The organism is Pseudomonas phoenicis (genome assembly GCF_047302395.1).
GTDB lineage: Bacteria > Pseudomonadota > Gammaproteobacteria > Pseudomonadales > Pseudomonadaceae > Aquipseudomonas.
In genome coordinates, this window is sequence record NZ_CP154852.1 from 1,021,723 (window position 1) to 1,036,700 (window position 14,978).

The 14,978-nt window shown below is 66.6% G+C and carries 12 protein-coding genes, 1 pseudogene and 1 riboswitch; of the genes and pseudogenes, 6 read left to right on the top strand and 7 right to left on the bottom strand.

What is annotated here, in order from left to right; all coding sequences use genetic code 11:
- Window positions 1-51: 51 nt before the first annotated feature.
- Together AA0Z93_RS04740 and AA0Z93_RS04745 are read right to left on the bottom strand one after the other, a co-directional pair.
- On the bottom strand, window positions 52-540 hold the full coding sequence (locus AA0Z93_RS04740) for a DUF1249 domain-containing protein (RefSeq protein ID WP_413046170.1): 489 nt from the start codon (window positions 538-540) through the stop codon (window positions 52-54).
- On the bottom strand, window positions 495-1,112 hold the full coding sequence (locus AA0Z93_RS04745) for an NUDIX domain-containing protein (protein ID WP_413046169.1): 618 nt from the start codon (window positions 1,110-1,112) through the stop codon (window positions 495-497). Before AA0Z93_RS04745 ends, AA0Z93_RS04740 begins: the two co-directional genes overlap by 46 nt.
- 184 nt (window positions 1,113-1,296) lie before the next feature.
- Here AA0Z93_RS04745 and AA0Z93_RS04750 point away from each other — a divergent pair, with 184 nt between their 5' ends.
- Window positions 1,297-2,043, top strand: a complete 747-nt coding sequence (locus tag AA0Z93_RS04750; RefSeq protein ID WP_413046168.1) for an RsiV family protein — start codon at window positions 1,297-1,299, stop codon at window positions 2,041-2,043.
- Here AA0Z93_RS04750 and cytX read toward each other — a convergent pair.
- On the bottom strand, window positions 2,012-3,292 hold the full coding sequence (gene cytX, locus AA0Z93_RS04755) for a putative hydroxymethylpyrimidine transporter CytX (protein ID WP_413046167.1): 1,281 nt from the start codon (window positions 3,290-3,292) through the stop codon (window positions 2,012-2,014). The genes AA0Z93_RS04750 and cytX overlap by 32 nt on opposite strands.
- A 222-nt stretch (window positions 3,293-3,514) precedes the next feature.
- Window positions 3,515-5,401, bottom strand: coding sequence for a phosphomethylpyrimidine synthase ThiC (gene thiC, locus AA0Z93_RS04760; protein WP_413046166.1), 1,887 nt, complete (start codon window positions 5,399-5,401; stop codon window positions 3,515-3,517).
- A 150-nt stretch (window positions 5,402-5,551) separates the two neighbouring features.
- Window positions 5,552-5,658: riboswitch (TPP riboswitch) on the bottom strand.
- A 148-nt stretch (window positions 5,659-5,806) separates the two neighbouring features.
- On the opposite strand from thiC, the gene AA0Z93_RS04765 reads away from it, so the two are divergent.
- Window positions 5,807-7,243 carry a TolC family outer membrane protein gene (locus AA0Z93_RS04765; RefSeq protein WP_413046165.1) on the top strand — a complete coding sequence of 479 codons (1,437 nt, stop codon included), beginning with the start codon at window positions 5,807-5,809 and terminating at the stop codon, window positions 7,241-7,243.
- A 397-nt stretch (window positions 7,244-7,640) separates the two neighbouring features.
- Here the strand turns inward: AA0Z93_RS04765 and waaA are convergent, their stop codons facing one another.
- Together waaA and AA0Z93_RS04775 are read right to left on the bottom strand one after the other, a co-directional pair.
- Window positions 7,641-8,912 (bottom strand): lipid IV(A) 3-deoxy-D-manno-octulosonic acid transferase, encoded by a 1,272-nt coding sequence (waaA, locus tag AA0Z93_RS04770; RefSeq protein ID WP_413046164.1) that lies wholly within the window; start codon window positions 8,910-8,912, stop codon window positions 7,641-7,643.
- Window positions 8,913-9,152: 240 nt separating this feature from the next.
- Window positions 9,153-10,043, bottom strand: a pseudogene (locus AA0Z93_RS04775) (LysR family transcriptional regulator).
- 85 nt (window positions 10,044-10,128) lie between these two features.
- Between AA0Z93_RS04775 and AA0Z93_RS04780 the strand changes: the two are divergent.
- The 4 genes from AA0Z93_RS04780 to AA0Z93_RS04795 all read left to right on the top strand — a co-directional run bounded on the left by AA0Z93_RS04780 (window position 10,129) and on the right by AA0Z93_RS04795 (window position 13,515).
- On the top strand, window positions 10,129-10,461 hold the full coding sequence (locus AA0Z93_RS04780; RefSeq protein ID WP_413046163.1) for a DMT family transporter: 333 nt from the start codon (window positions 10,129-10,131) through the stop codon (window positions 10,459-10,461).
- A 73-nt stretch (window positions 10,462-10,534) separates the two neighbouring features.
- Window positions 10,535-11,710 (top strand): NAD(P)/FAD-dependent oxidoreductase, encoded by a 1,176-nt coding sequence (locus AA0Z93_RS04785; protein WP_413046162.1) that lies wholly within the window; start codon window positions 10,535-10,537, stop codon window positions 11,708-11,710.
- Complete coding sequence (locus AA0Z93_RS04790) at window positions 11,707-12,519, top strand: aldo/keto reductase (protein ID WP_413046161.1); 813 nt, start codon at window positions 11,707-11,709, stop codon at window positions 12,517-12,519. The genes AA0Z93_RS04785 and AA0Z93_RS04790 overlap by 4 nt, the downstream gene beginning before the upstream one ends.
- Window positions 12,520-12,552: 33 nt before the next feature.
- A complete protein-coding gene (locus tag AA0Z93_RS04795; protein ID WP_413046160.1) occupies window positions 12,553-13,515 on the top strand; it encodes a metal ABC transporter ATPase in 963 nt (320 codons plus the stop codon).
- A 41-nt stretch (window positions 13,516-13,556) separates the two neighbouring features.
- Here the strand turns inward: AA0Z93_RS04795 and hldE are convergent, their stop codons facing one another.
- A complete protein-coding gene (gene hldE, locus AA0Z93_RS04800; protein WP_413046159.1) occupies window positions 13,557-14,978 on the bottom strand; it encodes a bifunctional D-glycero-beta-D-manno-heptose-7-phosphate kinase/D-glycero-beta-D-manno-heptose 1-phosphate adenylyltransferase HldE in 1,422 nt (473 codons plus the stop codon).

Below are 14,978 nucleotides of genomic sequence, written 5' to 3' on the forward strand. Positions count from 1 at the left end.
TCGTCGCCCTGTCGGGGTATGCAACGTTCACAAGCCGACCGGCTTCACATTTCAGCGAACCACGGCCAGCTCGTGCCCCCAGGCCAGGCAGTGGGTCAGCCACTCGCCGAGGAACAGGTTGAGCTGGGCCTTCTCATCGGGCTGGTGCATGGCGTCGTTGGGGTAGGGGTAAATGCTGCGCAGGCGCCGCGCATGCTCGGCGCTGACCACTTCGGCCATGCGTGCGTCGTGATACACCTGCACTTCCATCTGCGGCACCGGCAACCAGGGCAGGCTGTGCTCCTGGCGCACGCGCAAGGTGGTGGTGTATGGGCAGGCCAGCACCACCTCCAACGCCAGCACGCCGAGCATCTGGTCGCCCTGGGTCATGCCGATGCGCCGTTCGCTCTGCGTACTGCGCATCTCCGGCAGCAGGCGCATGAGCCGCGCGTAGTTGGCCTCGCAGGCGGCTTGCAAGCCGGCGAGGTCGACGCGGTAGCGCTCACGCGATGGGCTCACGACCACATCCCCCGGACTTCCGCGCGATTCAACGCCAGCCATTGCAGGGCGATGATGCTCGCGGCATTGCCGATGCGGCCGTCGCGCACCGCTTGCAGCGCGTCTTCGAACGACCACACCCGCACGCGGATGTCTTCGCCCTCTTCCTCCAGGCCATGCACCCCACCCGCCTGCTCGGTGCTGCAGCGGCCGAGGAACAGGTGCACGAACTCGTCGCTGCCACCGGGGGACGGGAAATAGCGGGTCATCGGCCAGAGTGCGGAGAAGCTCAGGCCAGCCTCTTCTTCGGCTTCGCGATGGGCGACCTGCTCGGGCTCTTCGTCCTTGTCGATCAGACCGGCGACCAGCTCGATCAGCCAGGGGTTGCTCGATTTGCCGAGGGCGCCGACGCGGAACTGCTCGATCAGCACCACTTCGTCGCGTTGCGGGTCGTAGGGCAACACGCATACCGCATCGTGGCGCACGAACAGCTCGCGGGTGATCTCCCGGCTCATGCCGCCGTCGAACAGCTCATGGCGCAGGCGCAGCTTGTCGAGGCGGTAGAAGCCCTTGAAGCACTGCTCGCGCTGGACGATCTCGACGGCTTTGGGTTCGGAATGCAAAGGGTTGGACATGAAGGTTCCTCTTACAACGTACGGCGTCATCGCGCCATCCTACTCTGCGCATCGCTGTGTTTCACTCACTTATCGTGCGCTCGACGCAGTTGCCAAAGCCCCCTGCCACTCTGTTAGCGTAGCGGCGAACCGAAGGCCGTGCCGACGGTCGAAGACCGATCATCTCGTCTTGCAAGGAACCTCAATGACGCTTGCCAAACTGACTGCCGTGGCTGCGCTGGCCTTGGCGCTGGGCGCCTGCCAGAGCGTGTTCGCGCCGAACTACCGGGCGCCGCTCGAAGTCAAGCGCGAGGCCTGGGAGCACGTCAAACCCGGCTGCAGCGAGCGCGACTGCCCGCTGGTGAACATCGACACCGTGTCGTTCCCGGCACTGCCCAAGCTCGACGGCATCGTCGAAAGCCGCCTGCTGCAGCTGACCGAAGACAACGCACGCAGCACGGCCGCGCCGTCGCTCAAGGCCTACGAACAGCAGTATCTGGCCACCGCCCAACAGCGCAACAGCAGCTACCTGCAAGCCAAGGTACGCGAGCAGCATGACGGGCTGGTGATCGTCGAGCTGTCCAGCTACCTCGACAGCGGCGGCGCCCATGGCATGCCGGGCCGCGCGTTCATCAACTACTCGCGCCAGCAGGACAAGGTGCTGACCTTGCAGGACATGCTCCTGCCCGGTCAGGAAGAGACCTTCTGGAAAACCGTGGCCGAGTCGCACAAGGCCTGGCTGATGAGCGTCGAGATGGACAAGGACCCGGAGTTCATCAAGACCTGGCCCTTCCGCAAGTCGCCGCACATCGCCCTGACCTACGGCGCCTTGATCGTGAAGTACGAGGTCTATGCCATCGCCCCGTACTCCATGGGCCACGTCGAGCTGAAGATCCCCTACCCGCGCCTGAACGGTGTGCTCAAGCCCGAGCTGTTCCCCGGCCGCGGCTGAAGCCCAGCAGCGCATACAGCCCACCTGCCAGCAGCAAGGCTGGCAGCGTGGCGCCCACTTCCGCCGCCCCATGGGCGATGCCGTGGTAGGTCGCCACCCCCGCCGCCCAGGCCAGCAGCGCCCGCATGCCCATTGCCTCGACCTGCGCCGCTACGCGCCGACGCAAGACGAAATGGTCCACCAGCACCACGCCGAACAGCGGCGCGAACACCGAACCGATCAGCAGAAGGAAGTTCTGGTACTGCGCCAGCGGCGCCAGCAGGGCGATCAGTGTGCACAGTACGCCGATGGCCAAGGCCAGGTGTTCGACCTTCATGCGCACCAGCGTGCCGCTGGACACCGCCGCCGAGTGGATGTCGGCGAAGGCGTTTTCCGACTCGTCGAGCAGAATCAACAGCAATGGCAGGCCCAACCCGGCGCCGGCGAGCGCCAGCAGCAGCGCGTCGACCTCGCCACTGGGCGCGAACGCCAGGGTGTAGGCCACGCCCAGGCTCATCAGCCAGGCATTGCCGAGGAAAAAGCCTAGCGCCGTGCCGCCGAACACGCGCTCGGCACGCTGGCCGAAGCGCGAATAGTCGGCGATCAACGGCAACCACGACAGCGGCATGGCGACGACGATGTCCAGGCCCACCGCCAACGACAGCGAACCGTCGCCGGGGCGCGCCCACAAGGTCGCCAGATCCGCCTTGGCCAGCAGGTTCCAGGTCAGCCACAGGCAGGCGCCGAGCAGCAGCCAGATGCCCCAGCGGCGCAGTACCTGGCGCACGAAGGTCAGCGGCCCGCTGACCGCGAGCAGGGTGGCCAGGGCGCCGAAGCACAGGGTCCACAGCAAGGGATTGCTCCAGCCGCTGGCGGCGCCGAAGGCGCGGGTGGCCAGGAGGCTCGCGGCGTCGCGCATGACGATGATCTCGAAGGCGCCCCAGCCCACCAGTTGCAGCAGGTTGAGCGCAGCCGGCAGACGTGCGCCGTTGCGCCCCAGGGTCAGACGCAGGGTGGCCATGGCCGACAGGCCGGTGTCGCAGCCGATCACTGCCACTGACGCCAGCAACAGCACGCCTACTGCACTGCCAGCCACGATCGCCAGCAGAGCGCCGGCCAGGCCCAGGCCCGGCGCCAGCAGCGCGCCCACCTGCAACACCATCAGGCCTACGCCCAGGGAAAACCACAGCGAAAAAAGGTCCCGGCCGCCGAGGACGCGCTGGCTGGGGGGGACGGGGTGGTCGGGGGAAAACGTGCTGATCTCAGTCATGGGTGCGCTCGCGCAGGGGGTGAAGTGATAGAAGAAACCGGCCATGGCCGATCAATACGTTCAGCCACCGCGATCCGTCAGGAAAGTGGATGCGCATTTTCAAGGCTACGGCCTTCCTGTGGGAGCGGCTTCAGCCGCGATGGCCTGCAGCGCAGGCCCAACTCAGCCGCCGCGCTCCGTCAGGCCAAGGGCGGGGCCTGGAAGGGGGCTGCCCCACATGGATCAGACCTTCTGGTACAACTGGCTACCCTCCTGGCGGAAGCGTTCGGCCTGCTCGCGCATGCCCTCCTCCACCGACACGTCCACCGCGTCGATGCGCAGGTTGGCCGCGTATTCACGCACCTCCTGGGTGATCTTCATCGAGCAGAACTTCGGCCCGCACATCGAACAGAAATGCGCGACCTTGGCCGACTCCTTGGGCAGCGTCTCGTCATGGAAGGCACGCGCGGTATCCGGGTCCAGGCCGAGGTTGAACTGGTCTTCCCAGCGGAACTCGAAGCGTGCCTTGGACAGCGCGTTGTCACGGATCTGCGCGCCCGGATGGCCCTTGGCCAAGTCTGCGGCATGGGCGGCGATCTTGTAGGTGATGATGCCGGTCTTGACGTCGTCCTTGTTCGGCAAGCCCAGGTGTTCCTTGGGCGTGACATAGCAGAGCATGGCGCAGCCGAACCAGCCGATCATCGCCGCCCCGATGCCGGAGGTGATGTGGTCGTAGCCCGGCGCGATGTCTGTGGTCAGGGGGCCGAGGGTGTAGAACGGCGCCTCGTCGCAGCACTCGAGCTGCTTGTCCATGTTCTCCTTAATCAACTGTATGGGCACATGGCCCGGGCCTTCGATCATGCACTGCACGTCGTGCTTCCAGGCGATCTTGGTCAGCTCGCCGAGGGTTTCCAGCTCACCGAACTGCGCGGCATCGTTGGCATCGGCGATCGAGCCCGGCCGCAGACCGTCGCCGAGCGAGAAGCTGACGTCGTAGGCCTTCATGATTTCGCAGATGTCTTCGAAGTGGGTGTAGAGGAAGTTCTCCTTGTGATGCGCCAGGCACCACTTGGCCATGATCGAGCCGCCACGGCTGACGATGCCGGTGACGCGCTTGGCCGTCAGCGGCACGTAGCGCAGCAGTACGCCGGCATGGATGGTGAAGTAGTCCACACCCTGCTCGGCCTGCTCGATGAGCGTGTCGCGGAACAGCTCCCAGGTCAGGTCTTCGGCCACGCCGCCCACCTTCTCCAGCGCCTGGTAGATCGGCACCGTACCGATCGGCACCGGCGAGTTGCGGATGATCCACTCGCGGGTTTCGTGGATATGCTTGCCGGTGGACAGGTCCATGACCGTGTCCGAGCCCCAGCGGATGCCCCAGGTCAGCTTGGCCACTTCCTCTTCGATGGAGGAGCCCAGGGCACTGTTGCCGATGTTGCCGTTGATCTTCACCAGGAAGTTGCGGCCGATGATCATCGGCTCGAGTTCGGTGTGGTTGATGTTGGCGGGGATGATCGCGCGGCCGCGAGCGACTTCCTCGCGGACGAACTCGGCGGTGATCTCCTTGGGGATGCTGGCGCCGAAGCTGTGCCCGGCGTGCTGCTGGTCGAGCAGGCCGGCGGCGCGCGCCTCTTGCAGCTTCATGTTCTCGCGGATGGCGATGTATTCCATCTCGGCGGTGACGATGCCCTGACGCGCGTAGTGCATCTGCGACACGTTGGCGCCGGCCTTGGCCCGCCGTGGGTTGCGCACATGGTTGAAGCGCAGGCGGGTCAGTTCGGGGTCGTTCAGGCGCTGTTGGCCGAAGTGCGAGCTCAGCCCGCCGAGGCGCTCGGTGTCGCCGCGGTCGTCGATCCAGGCCGAGCGCACGTCGCCCAGGCCCTTACGCACGTCGATGATGACGCTGGGGTCGGTGTAGGGGCCGGAGGTGTCGTAGACCAGCACCGGTGCGTTGGGCTCGCCGCCGAAGTCGGTGGGGGTGTCGTCCAGGCTGATCTCGCGCATCGGCACGCGGATGTCCGGGCGCGAACCCTCGACATAGACCTTGCGCGAACGGGTGAAGGGTTGCACCGATTGCCGGTCGACCTGGGCTGATTCGCTGAGGTGGAGGGTATGTTGTTGTTTGCTCATCACGGCTTCTCCAGACGGTTTCCTGCGGGCGGAATGTCGGGGAAGAACCTGAAAGAAGCGGACGCACTTGTGGGCAAGTGCAGTGTCGGATGGGGGGCGCGATGAGCCTTGGCTGCAACGATCCCGGATTCGACACAAGATCTCGCCGGGAAAGCGAGCAATCTTGTTCCCTACGCAGGCGCTAACCTGATCAGGTTCAACGGGATCCGGAACTATCCGATCTCAGCCTTCGATTCAAGGCACCCCGACAAGAACGCGTGCAGTCTAGACTCAAGCGGCCGCCAAAGCCAAGCGGGCAAGCACATCGCTGACCGAAGGTACAGTGGCGATTGTTGCCACCCGTGCACGGCACTACACTGCGCATTTTTCCACTCTTCAACGGTTCAGAAACTCAAGGAACGCCCCATGCTGCGCAAACTTTCACTGGCGCTTGCCGTGTCTTGTGCCTCCCACGCTGCGGCCGGGGCAGCGGACGTGCCGATGACGGTGAAGACCGACCTGATCAGCGTCTACCAGCAGGCCGCCGGGAACAACGCCGACCTGGCCGCGGCCCGCGCCGACTATGGCGCCCGCCGCGAGATCGTGCCCCAGGCGCGGGCCGGCCTGCTGCCGAACCTGTCGGCCGGCGCGGAAACCATGAACACCCGCACCCAACTGGACGAACCGGCGCTCACCACCAACCGCAGCGGTAATCTGTGGTCGGCCACGCTCTCGCAGCCGATCTTCCGTGCCGACCGCTGGTTCCAGTTGCAGGCCGCGCACGCGGTAAGCGAACAGGCCGCGCTGGAGCTGTCGGCCAACGAGCAGAATCTGATCCTGCAGAGCGCGGAGAACTACTTCGGCGTGCTGCGCGCCCAGGACAACCTGGCCGCCACCAAAGCCGAGGAAGCCGCCTTCAAGCGCCAGCTCGACCAGGCCAATGGCCGCTTCGAGGTGGGCCTGTCGGACAAGACCGACGTGCTGCAGGCCCAGGCCAGCCATGACACCGCGCGCGCCAACCGGATCGTCGCTCAGCGCCAGGTCGAAGACGCCTTCCAGGCCCTGGTGACCCTGACCAACCGCGAATACGGTGCGCTGCAAGGCGTGGTGCACACCCTGCCGGTGCAGGTGCCGGTGCCCAACGACGCCAAGGCCTGGGTCGACACCGCCGGCCGGCAGAACCTCAACCTGCTGGCCACCAACCATGCCGTGGAAGCCGCCGAAGAAACCCTGCGCCAGCGCAAGGCCGGGCATGCGCCAACGGTCGATGCCGTGGCGCGCTACCAGAAGGGCGATAACGACAACCTGGGCTTCAGCAACCCTGCGCCGCTACCGGGCGTGCGCTACAGCGGCGACGTGGAGCAGACCACCGTCGGCCTGCAACTGAACATTCCGATCTACAGCGGCGGGCTGATCAGCTCGCAGGTGCGCGAGGCCTACCAGCGTCTGACCCAGAGCGAACAGCAGCGCGAAAGCCTGCGCCGTCAGGTGGTGGAAAACACCCGCAACCTGCACCGCGCGGTCAACACCGACGTCGAGCAGGTGCAGGCGCGCAAGCAGTCGATCATTTCCAGCCAGAGCGCGGTGCAAGCCACCGAAATCGGCTTCGAGGTCGGCACGCGCAACATCGTCGATGTGCTCGACGCCCAGCGCCAGCTGTACAACTCGGTGCGCGACTACAACAACAGCCGCTACGACTACATCCTCGACAACCTGCGCCTCAAGCAGGCGGCGGGCACCCTGAGCCCCCAGGACTTGCAGGACCTGGGGCGCTTCCTCAAGCCCGACTACAACCCCGACAGGGATTTCCTGCCACCGGACCTGGCGCGGGAAGCGGCGAAGAACTTCGAACGCAAGTCCTGAAGGGTCGCCGCCTGCTTGGGCGGCTCTCCCAAGCAGGTAGCCGTTCGCAGCCAGGGCTTTGGTCGATGCCCCCAGGCCGCAGGCCAATGCGTGCCAGACCAAACCCTGGACAAGGCAGGATGCCCGTCAGTTAAGCGATTGGGGCCGCTTGGCGGCCCATCGCGGCTGAAGCCGCTCCTACAGAAAAGCTTGGCGGCCCATCGCGGCTAATCGGAGCGCCGAACCGGCCACTCCAACAGGAAAGGCGCAAACCTGTAGGAGCGGCCGGCCGGCGCACCGGTTTAGCCGCGATGGGCTGCAAAGCAGCCCCAATCGACACGTTTTCCGCTTAACTGACTGGCATGGGGCCAAGGCATTCCTTTGCAGCCGGTGTCGGCGCTGCCACCTGCCTGCGAAACTAACGCAGCAGCCCCGCAATCCCCTCCAGCAACCGCCGCAACGCTCCCTGATTGGCCTGCATCACCGCCCTGCCCGCCTCGCCCATGCGTCGGGCCTCTTGGGGCGACTCGATCAGGCGCAGCACCACCTGCGCCAGGCCCTGCGCATCCTCGACCTGCTGCAACGCCCCGGCTTCGCGCAACATCGCGCCGATCTCCAGGAAGTTGAACACGTGCGGCCCCATCAGCACCGGCAAGCGCAACGCCGCCGGCTCCAACGGGTTATGCCCGCCACGGGCGATCAGGCTGCCGCCGACGAAGGCGATGTCGGCCAGCGCATAGAGAAACAGCAACTCGCCCATGCTGTCGCCGACCAGCACCTGCGTCTGCGCGAGTACCGGTTCGCCACTGGAGCGGCGTACGCTGACGAATCCTTCGCGGCACTGCGCCGCCACTGCGTCGAAGCGCTCGGGATGGCGCGGCACCAGAATCAGCAGCGCGTCGCCATGGGTCCGCAACACGCGCCGATGGGCCTCCAGGATCGACGCATCCTCGCCCTCGTGGGTGCTGGCGGCGATCCACACCGGGCGCTGGCTGGCGCCCCATTGCGCGCGCTGCGCCCGGGCACGGGGCAAGAGCTGTTCGTCGATCTTCAGGTCGAACTTGATCGAACCGGTGACCCGCACACATTCGGGCCGTGCGCCCAGGTCGCGGAAACGCTGCGCTTCGGTGTCGGTCTGCACGGCGATCAGGCTCATTTCGCCGAGCATGGGCCGGGTCAGCTTGGCGAAACGTGCATAGCCACGGGCCGACCGCTCTGACAACCGCGCATTGGCCAGCGCCACGGGAATGCCGCGTTTGGCGCATTGGTGGATGAGGTTGGGCCACAGCTCGGTTTCCATGATGATGCCCAGGCGCGGTCGCACCCGGTCGAGGAAGCCGCGCACGGCCCACGGCAAATCGTAGGGCAGATAGCAGTGCTGCACGCGGGGTTCGTCGGCGAACATCGCACGGATGCGCTCGGAGCCGGTCGGGGTCATGCAGGTCAGAGTGACCGGCAGTTCCGGGTAGGCCTCGAGCAGCGCGCGGACCATGGGCGCGGCGGCGATGCTCTCGCCCACCGACACCGCGTGCACCCATATGCCGCCGGGTGCCATGGGCGGCAGGTGGCGGGCGAAGCGTTCGCCGACGCGCTCGGCATAGGCCGGCGCCTTGCGTGCGCGCAGGTACAGGCGCAGCGCGAGCAGCGGCAGGGCCAGGTGAAACAGCAGGGTATAGAGGGTTCTGTTCATGGCGGGGAAGTCTACCCGATCGCGTGCGCAGGCAGGATGGTGCCGAGTCGAGCAGCGTCAAGCGCCATACTCGACGCTCGGCCCTTGCCTTCTGCGTCGTCTGGCCGATGGCACGCAACTGCCTGGCGAAGCCGCTGATCGCGGCGCCAGGCCAGTTCCACCACCAGCGCCGGCGGCTACCGAATATCGAGCAGCGTCCGGCGCATTACGATCGAAGCCCGACCGCTGCCTCAGCCTTGTCTAACCGATGGCACGCAAGTGCCTGGCGAAGCGCTCGGCCAGCCACTGCGCCGCCGTGCCCAGCGGCTGGTCACGGCGCCAGGCCAGTTCCACCACCAGCGCCGGCGGCCACCACTCACTGTCGAGTTCGACCATCTGCGCCTGGTACGTGGGGTACTGCACCACATGGCGTGGCAACCACGCCCAACCCAGACCGCGCATCAGCAATTCGGCCATGGCGTAGAAGCTGTCGGCACGCCACACCTGCGGGCTGATCGCTTCGCCGCCGGGGTAGCCGCTCTGCTGCGGCGTGACCAGCAACTGCCGGTGGCGGGCCAACTGCTGGCGGGTGAGGCGCCCCTGCCCGGCCAGAGGGTGCCCGACCGCGCACACCGTGACCATTTCCACGCTGCCCAGGGCACGCCGCTCGAGGGAAGCGGGAATGTGTTCGTGGTGGAAGAACAGGCCCAGATCCGCCTGGCGTTCGGCCAACTTGCGCGCCACATCGCCCTGGGCACCGCTGGCCAGCTGCACTTCCAGGGTGGGAAAGCGGGTGGCCAACTCGTCCAGGCTGTCGATCACCGGCTAGTACGGCATGGCTTCGTCCTGAGCCACACGCAACAGCGCTTCCTGGCCACGCATCAAAGCCAGGGCGTGACCTTGCAGGTGCTCGCACTGGCGCAGCAGTTCGCGCGCGTCCTCGACCAGCGCACTGCCATTTTCCGTGAGCCTGGGCTGCCGGCCGCTGCTGCGCTCGAACAAGGTCACGCCCAGGTCCGCTTCCAGCAGCGCGATGGCATTGCTCACCGCCGACTGCGCCCTGCCCTGTTCGCGTGCCACAGCGGAAAACGAACGCAACTGCGCGACGCGTAGAAACGTACGCATCTGCTCGAGCGTCCAACGTTCGATCATCTAGCTATCTCCCCATCAGATAGGTAATGACTTTACCGCACTCAAGTCCCGTCTAGAATGAGCGGCTTCCCACGGAGGACCGTCCATGAACGCCTACACCTGCCTCGCCATCGCCATCTGCGCCGAAGTCATCGCCACCGCTTCGATGAAAGCCGTCAAGGGCCTGGGCACCCCCTTGCCGTTGCTGCTGATGGTGGTCGGCTACGGCATCGCCTTCTGGATGCTGACCCTGGTGGTGCGCACCGTGCCGGTGGGCATCGCCTATGCCGTGTGGTCGGGGTTGGGCATCGTGCTGATCAGCATCGCGGCGCTGGTGATCTATGGGCAGAAGCTCGACCTGCCGGCCATGCTCGGCATGGCGATGATCGTCGGCGGTGTGGTGGTGATCCAGGTGTTCTCCAAGACCACCGGGCACTGAGCCGGCGGGAAAAGGTTGCAGGCGCAAGCGGGGCTGTATACTGCGCGCCTTGTCTTAACTGTGAGGGCCTTCCATGCCAACCGCCTTGTCCACCGACATCCTCATCGTCGGCGCCGGAGTCGCAGGCCTGTGGCTCAACGCCCGTCTGCGGCAGCTGGGCTACTCGACCCTGTTGGTGGAACGCGCCACGCTGGGCGGCGAGCAGACCATCAAGTCCCAGGGCATCATCCATGGCGGTACCAAGTACGCCCTGCACGGCGCGCTGAGCGGCGCGTCCGAGGCCATCTCGGACATGCCGCGGCGCTGGCGCGAAGCGTTGGCCGGCACCGGCGAGCTGGACCTGAGCGCCACCCGCCTGCTCTCCGAAGCCCATTACCTGTGGTCGCCCGGCACGTTGGCCGGCAACCTCACCAGCTTCTTCGCCAGCAAGGCCGTGCGCGGCCGGGTCGACCAGGTCAAAGGCGAGCAACTGCCGCCGGCCCTGCAAGACCATGCCTTCAAAGGCAAGGTATACCGCCTGGCCGAGCTGGTGGTGGACGTGCCCAGCCTGCTGAGCAACCTGGCCCACCTGGCCGGCGACAGCCTGCTGGCGGGCGAGCGGATCAGCCCTCTGCGCGAAGGCGACGAACTGGTCGGTCTGCAGGTCGACGACCGCGCGATCGAGGCACAGCGTATCGTGCTCAGCGCCGGCGCCGGCAGCGAGCAACTGCTGCGCGAGCTGGGCCTGCAACAGCCGAGCATGCAGCGCCGCCCCCTGCACATGGTCATGGTCAAAGGCCCCAACCTCAAACCGCTCTATGCCCACTGCCTGGGCGGCGGGCCGAAGCCGCGCATCACCGTCACCAGCCACCCGGCCGCCGACGGCCAGTGGGTCTGGTACCTGGGTGGCGACCTGGCCGAAGCCGAAGGCGTGGCCCGCGAACCCGCGGCGCAGATCGCCGCCGCGCAAAAGGAAATCGCCCAGCTGCTGCCCTGGGTCGACCAGGCGCCGCTGCGCTGGGCCACCCTGCGCGTGGACCGCGCCGAGCCCGCCCAGTCAGGCCTGGTGCGCCCCGACAACGCCTTTCTTGCCGAGCAGCAGCGCCTGCTGGTGGGCTGGCCGACCAAACTGGCGCTGGCGCCGGACTTCAGCGACCGCGTGCTGGCCAGCCTGCGCCGCGACGGCGTCGCGCCGAGCGCACACGCGTTGCCCGCCGACCTGCCACGCCCCGCCGCAGGCGTACCCGCCTGGGAGCAACTGTTGCCATGAGCCTGCCGACCCTGCACGACCATCACCGCCCCTTGGGCAGCACCGGCCTGCGCGTCTCGCCTCTGGGCCTGGGCACGGTCAAGCTGGGCCGCGACCAGGGCGTCAAGTACCCCACCGGCTTCACCATCCCCGACGACGATGCGGCGCGCCGGCTGCTGGCCCAGGCCCGCGAACTGGGCATCAACCTGATCGACACCGCCCCGGCCTATGGCCGTAGCGAGGAGCGTCTCGGCCCGCTGCTGCGCGGCCAGCGCGACGACTGGGTCATCGTCAGCAAGGTGGGCGAGGAATTCGACGCCGGCCAGTCGCATTTCGACTTCAGCGCCGCGCACACCCGCCGCTCGGTGGAGCGCAGCCTCAAGCGCCTGGAGACCGATCGCCTGGAGCTGGTGCTGGTGCACTCGGACGGCAACGACCTGGCGATCCTCGAGCACGAAGCCGTGTACGCCACCCTCGCGGCGCTCAAGCAGGAAGGCAAGATCCTCGGCTACGGCCTGTCCGGCAAGACCGTGGCCGGCGGCCTCAAAGCCCTGGAGCAAGGCGACTGCGCGATGGTCACCTACAACCTCGCCGAGCAAGCCGAACGCCCGGTGCTGGACTACGCTGCCGCACACGGCAAGGCGATTCTGGTGAAAAAAGCCCTGGCCAGCGGGCACGTTTGCCTGTCGCCGGGTGTCGATCCGGTACGTGCCAGTTTCGCACTGCTGTTCGCCCACCCAGGCGTCGGCAGCGCGATCGTCGGCACCATCGACCCGCTGCACCTGGCCCATAACGTGGCCACCGTGGCCCGCATCCTGGGCCAGCGCTGACGTGCCCGGACGGGCGTAGGTAAGGAGAGGCCCGTGGCAAGAACCCTGATCCGCAAGAACCCCAGCAACTTCAAGACCCTGCCCCTGCACGTCGAGGCCACCCCCGAAGGGCTGAGCTACAAAGCCTTGGGCATGCCGCTCAATTTCAGCCAGCTCCTGCAACGGCGCAAGACCATCGAAGTGGCCGATCCCGAGCGCTTCAGCGTGGATCTGGCCAACCTCGGCGTGTCGGTACGCCTGACCCTCAACTGGCAGAACCGCGACTATTGGCTGCTGGTCCGCCAACGGCGCCAGGACCGCGGCGACGTGGTGCTCAAGCTGATCTCAGGCTACGTGCCGGCCCACGAACTGAACCTGCCGCTGCACACCGCCATTCAGGAAGTGGCCGAAGAATGCCTGCTGGAAACGCCCGAAGGCTGGTTGGGTGGGCGCTTCAACGACACCTGGCTGCCGACGCCCTATGCTGCTGCCCTGCACTACCGCGAATCGCCGTCCTTCCTGCTCACCCCGGCTTCGGGCGCCGCCTTGCCGGTGCAGTGCGCCAACCTGACCCTGCAAGAGCGGCCACGCGCGTACGTGCACCTGCCCACCGCCTCGTTGCAGTTGGTCTACGACCTGCGCCTGCACGTGCCGCGCGAGGCAAAACCGCTGAGCCTGTTCCACGTCGATGAACGGCTGGTCGGCGATCAGCTGGTGGCCAGGCTCAACCGCAAGCGACCCGACCTGTACCTCATCCCGCTCGAAGACGGCCAACCGCTGGCCGAGCTGTACACCTTGCGCCGCGGCGAGCTGGTGCGCGCCAGCACCCGTGGCATGCACCTGGCCGAAAGCTTTGCCGTGCAGCAGGGTTGGGTGGTGAGGGAAGAACGCATTCGTTGGAAGGACTGGTTGCGCCAGCAGGGCCTCAGCGAGCCGGAACCGCGCTCGCCATTGCAACGCTTCAAGCTCAAGGCCAAGGCGTTGATCCGCCGGGCGCGGGGCAAGCTGCACGATTGAGCCCTGAGCGATGACGGTGTCGATCAGGGCTCCTCAGGCGATCAACGCTGGCGGATACGCTCGACGATGGCGGTGGTGGAGCTGTTTTCCACCAGGCCCAGCACTTTCACCGTACCGCCGTAGGCACTGACGAGGTCGGCACCGACTACCTGGTCGATGCCGTAGTCGCCGCCCTTGACCAGTACGTCCGGCTTGATCTGTTTGAGCAGGTTCTCGGGCGTACCCTCGGCGAAGCTGACCACCCAGTCCACCGCACCCAAGCCGGCCAGCACGGCCATACGCCGGTCGACGCTGTTGATCGGTCGGCCCGGCCCCTTGAGTCGGCTGACCGAGGCGTCGTCGTTGACCGCCACGATCAGCCGATCGCCCTGGGCACGGGCCTGCTCCAGGTAGGTCACGTGGCCAGCATGCAGGATGTCGAAACAGCCGTTGGTGAAAACGATGGTTTCGTTGTGCGCGCGGGCGTCGTCGACGGCCAGCAGCAGTTGCTCCAGGCCCAGCACACCGCGCTCGGAACCCTCCTCGCGCTGGATCGCGCGGCGCAATTCAGGCGCGCTGATGGCGGCGGTACCCAGCTTGCCGACCACGATACCGGCCGCAAGGTTGGCCAGGGCCACTGCGTGCGGCAGTTCCTCGCCGGCGGCGATGGCTGCGGCCAGGGTGGAGATCACGGTATCGCCGGCGCCGGTGACGTCGAACACTTCACGGGCACGGGCCGGCAGGTGCAGCGGCGGATGATCCAGACGCAATAGCGTCATGCCATGCTCGCCGCGGGTCACCAGCAAGGCACCGAGGTCGAGGTCGCGCAGCAGTTGCACGCCTTTGCTGACCAGCTCGGCCTCGTCGGCGCAGCGACCGACGATGTTTTCGAATTCGCTGAGGTTGGGCGTGATCAGGCTGGCGCCGCGGTAGATGGAAAAATCCTTGCCCTTGGGGTCGGCCAGCACCGGGATGCCATGGGCACGCGCGATCTGGATCAGCTGCTGGTGGTTTTGCAAAGCGCCTTTGCCGTAGTCCGACAGCACCAGCACCTTGATGCCTTCGAGCAGGGCTTCGACCTCGCCTTCCAGCGACAGCGGGTCGGTGGCGAAGGGTTCTTCGAAGTCGATACGCAGCAATTGCTGATGGCGGCTCATGACCCGCAGCTTGACCGTGGTCGGCTGGTGCGCGATGCGCTGGAACACCGAACGCACGCCGGCGGCTTGCAAGCTGTTGGCCAGACTGTCGGCCGCCTCGTCCTGGCCGGTGACGCCGACCAGGGAAGCCGGCGCACCGAGTGCGGCGATGTTGAGCGCGACGTTGGCTGCGCCGCCTGGGCGGTCTTCGATCTGGTCGACCTTGACCACAGGCACCGGCGCTTCGGGAGAAATGCGCGAAGTACCGCCATGCCAGTAGCGGTCGAGCATGACATCGCCGACCACCAGAACCGGGGCTTGATCGAAACGCGGCATGGACAACTTCAT

Bases quoted from the DNA above. Each gene is read 5' to 3' on its own strand.
- AA0Z93_RS04740 (WP_413046170.1), bottom strand. From the start codon at position 540: ATGGCTGGCGTTGAATCGCGCGGAAGTCCGGGGGATGTGGTCGTGAGC.
- AA0Z93_RS04745 (WP_413046169.1), bottom strand. From the start codon at position 1,112: ATGTCCAACCCTTTGCATTCCGAACCCAAAGCCGTCGAGATCGTCCAG.
- AA0Z93_RS04750 (WP_413046168.1), top strand. From the start codon at position 1,297: ATGACGCTTGCCAAACTGACTGCCGTGGCTGCGCTGGCCTTGGCGCTG.
- cytX (WP_413046167.1), bottom strand. From the start codon at position 3,292: ATGACTGAGATCAGCACGTTTTCCCCCGACCACCCCGTCCCCCCCAGC.
- thiC (WP_413046166.1), bottom strand. From the start codon at position 5,401: ATGAGCAAACAACAACATACCCTCCACCTCAGCGAATCAGCCCAGGTC.
- AA0Z93_RS04765 (WP_413046165.1), top strand. From the start codon at position 5,807: ATGCTGCGCAAACTTTCACTGGCGCTTGCCGTGTCTTGTGCCTCCCAC.
- waaA (WP_413046164.1), bottom strand. From the start codon at position 8,912: ATGAACAGAACCCTCTATACCCTGCTGTTTCACCTGGCCCTGCCGCTG.
- AA0Z93_RS04780 (WP_413046163.1), top strand. From the start codon at position 10,129: ATGAACGCCTACACCTGCCTCGCCATCGCCATCTGCGCCGAAGTCATC.
- AA0Z93_RS04785 (WP_413046162.1), top strand. From the start codon at position 10,535: ATGCCAACCGCCTTGTCCACCGACATCCTCATCGTCGGCGCCGGAGTC.
- AA0Z93_RS04790 (WP_413046161.1), top strand. From the start codon at position 11,707: ATGAGCCTGCCGACCCTGCACGACCATCACCGCCCCTTGGGCAGCACC.
- hldE (WP_413046159.1), bottom strand. From the start codon at position 14,978: ATGAAGTTGTCCATGCCGCGTTTCGATCAAGCCCCGGTTCTGGTGGTC.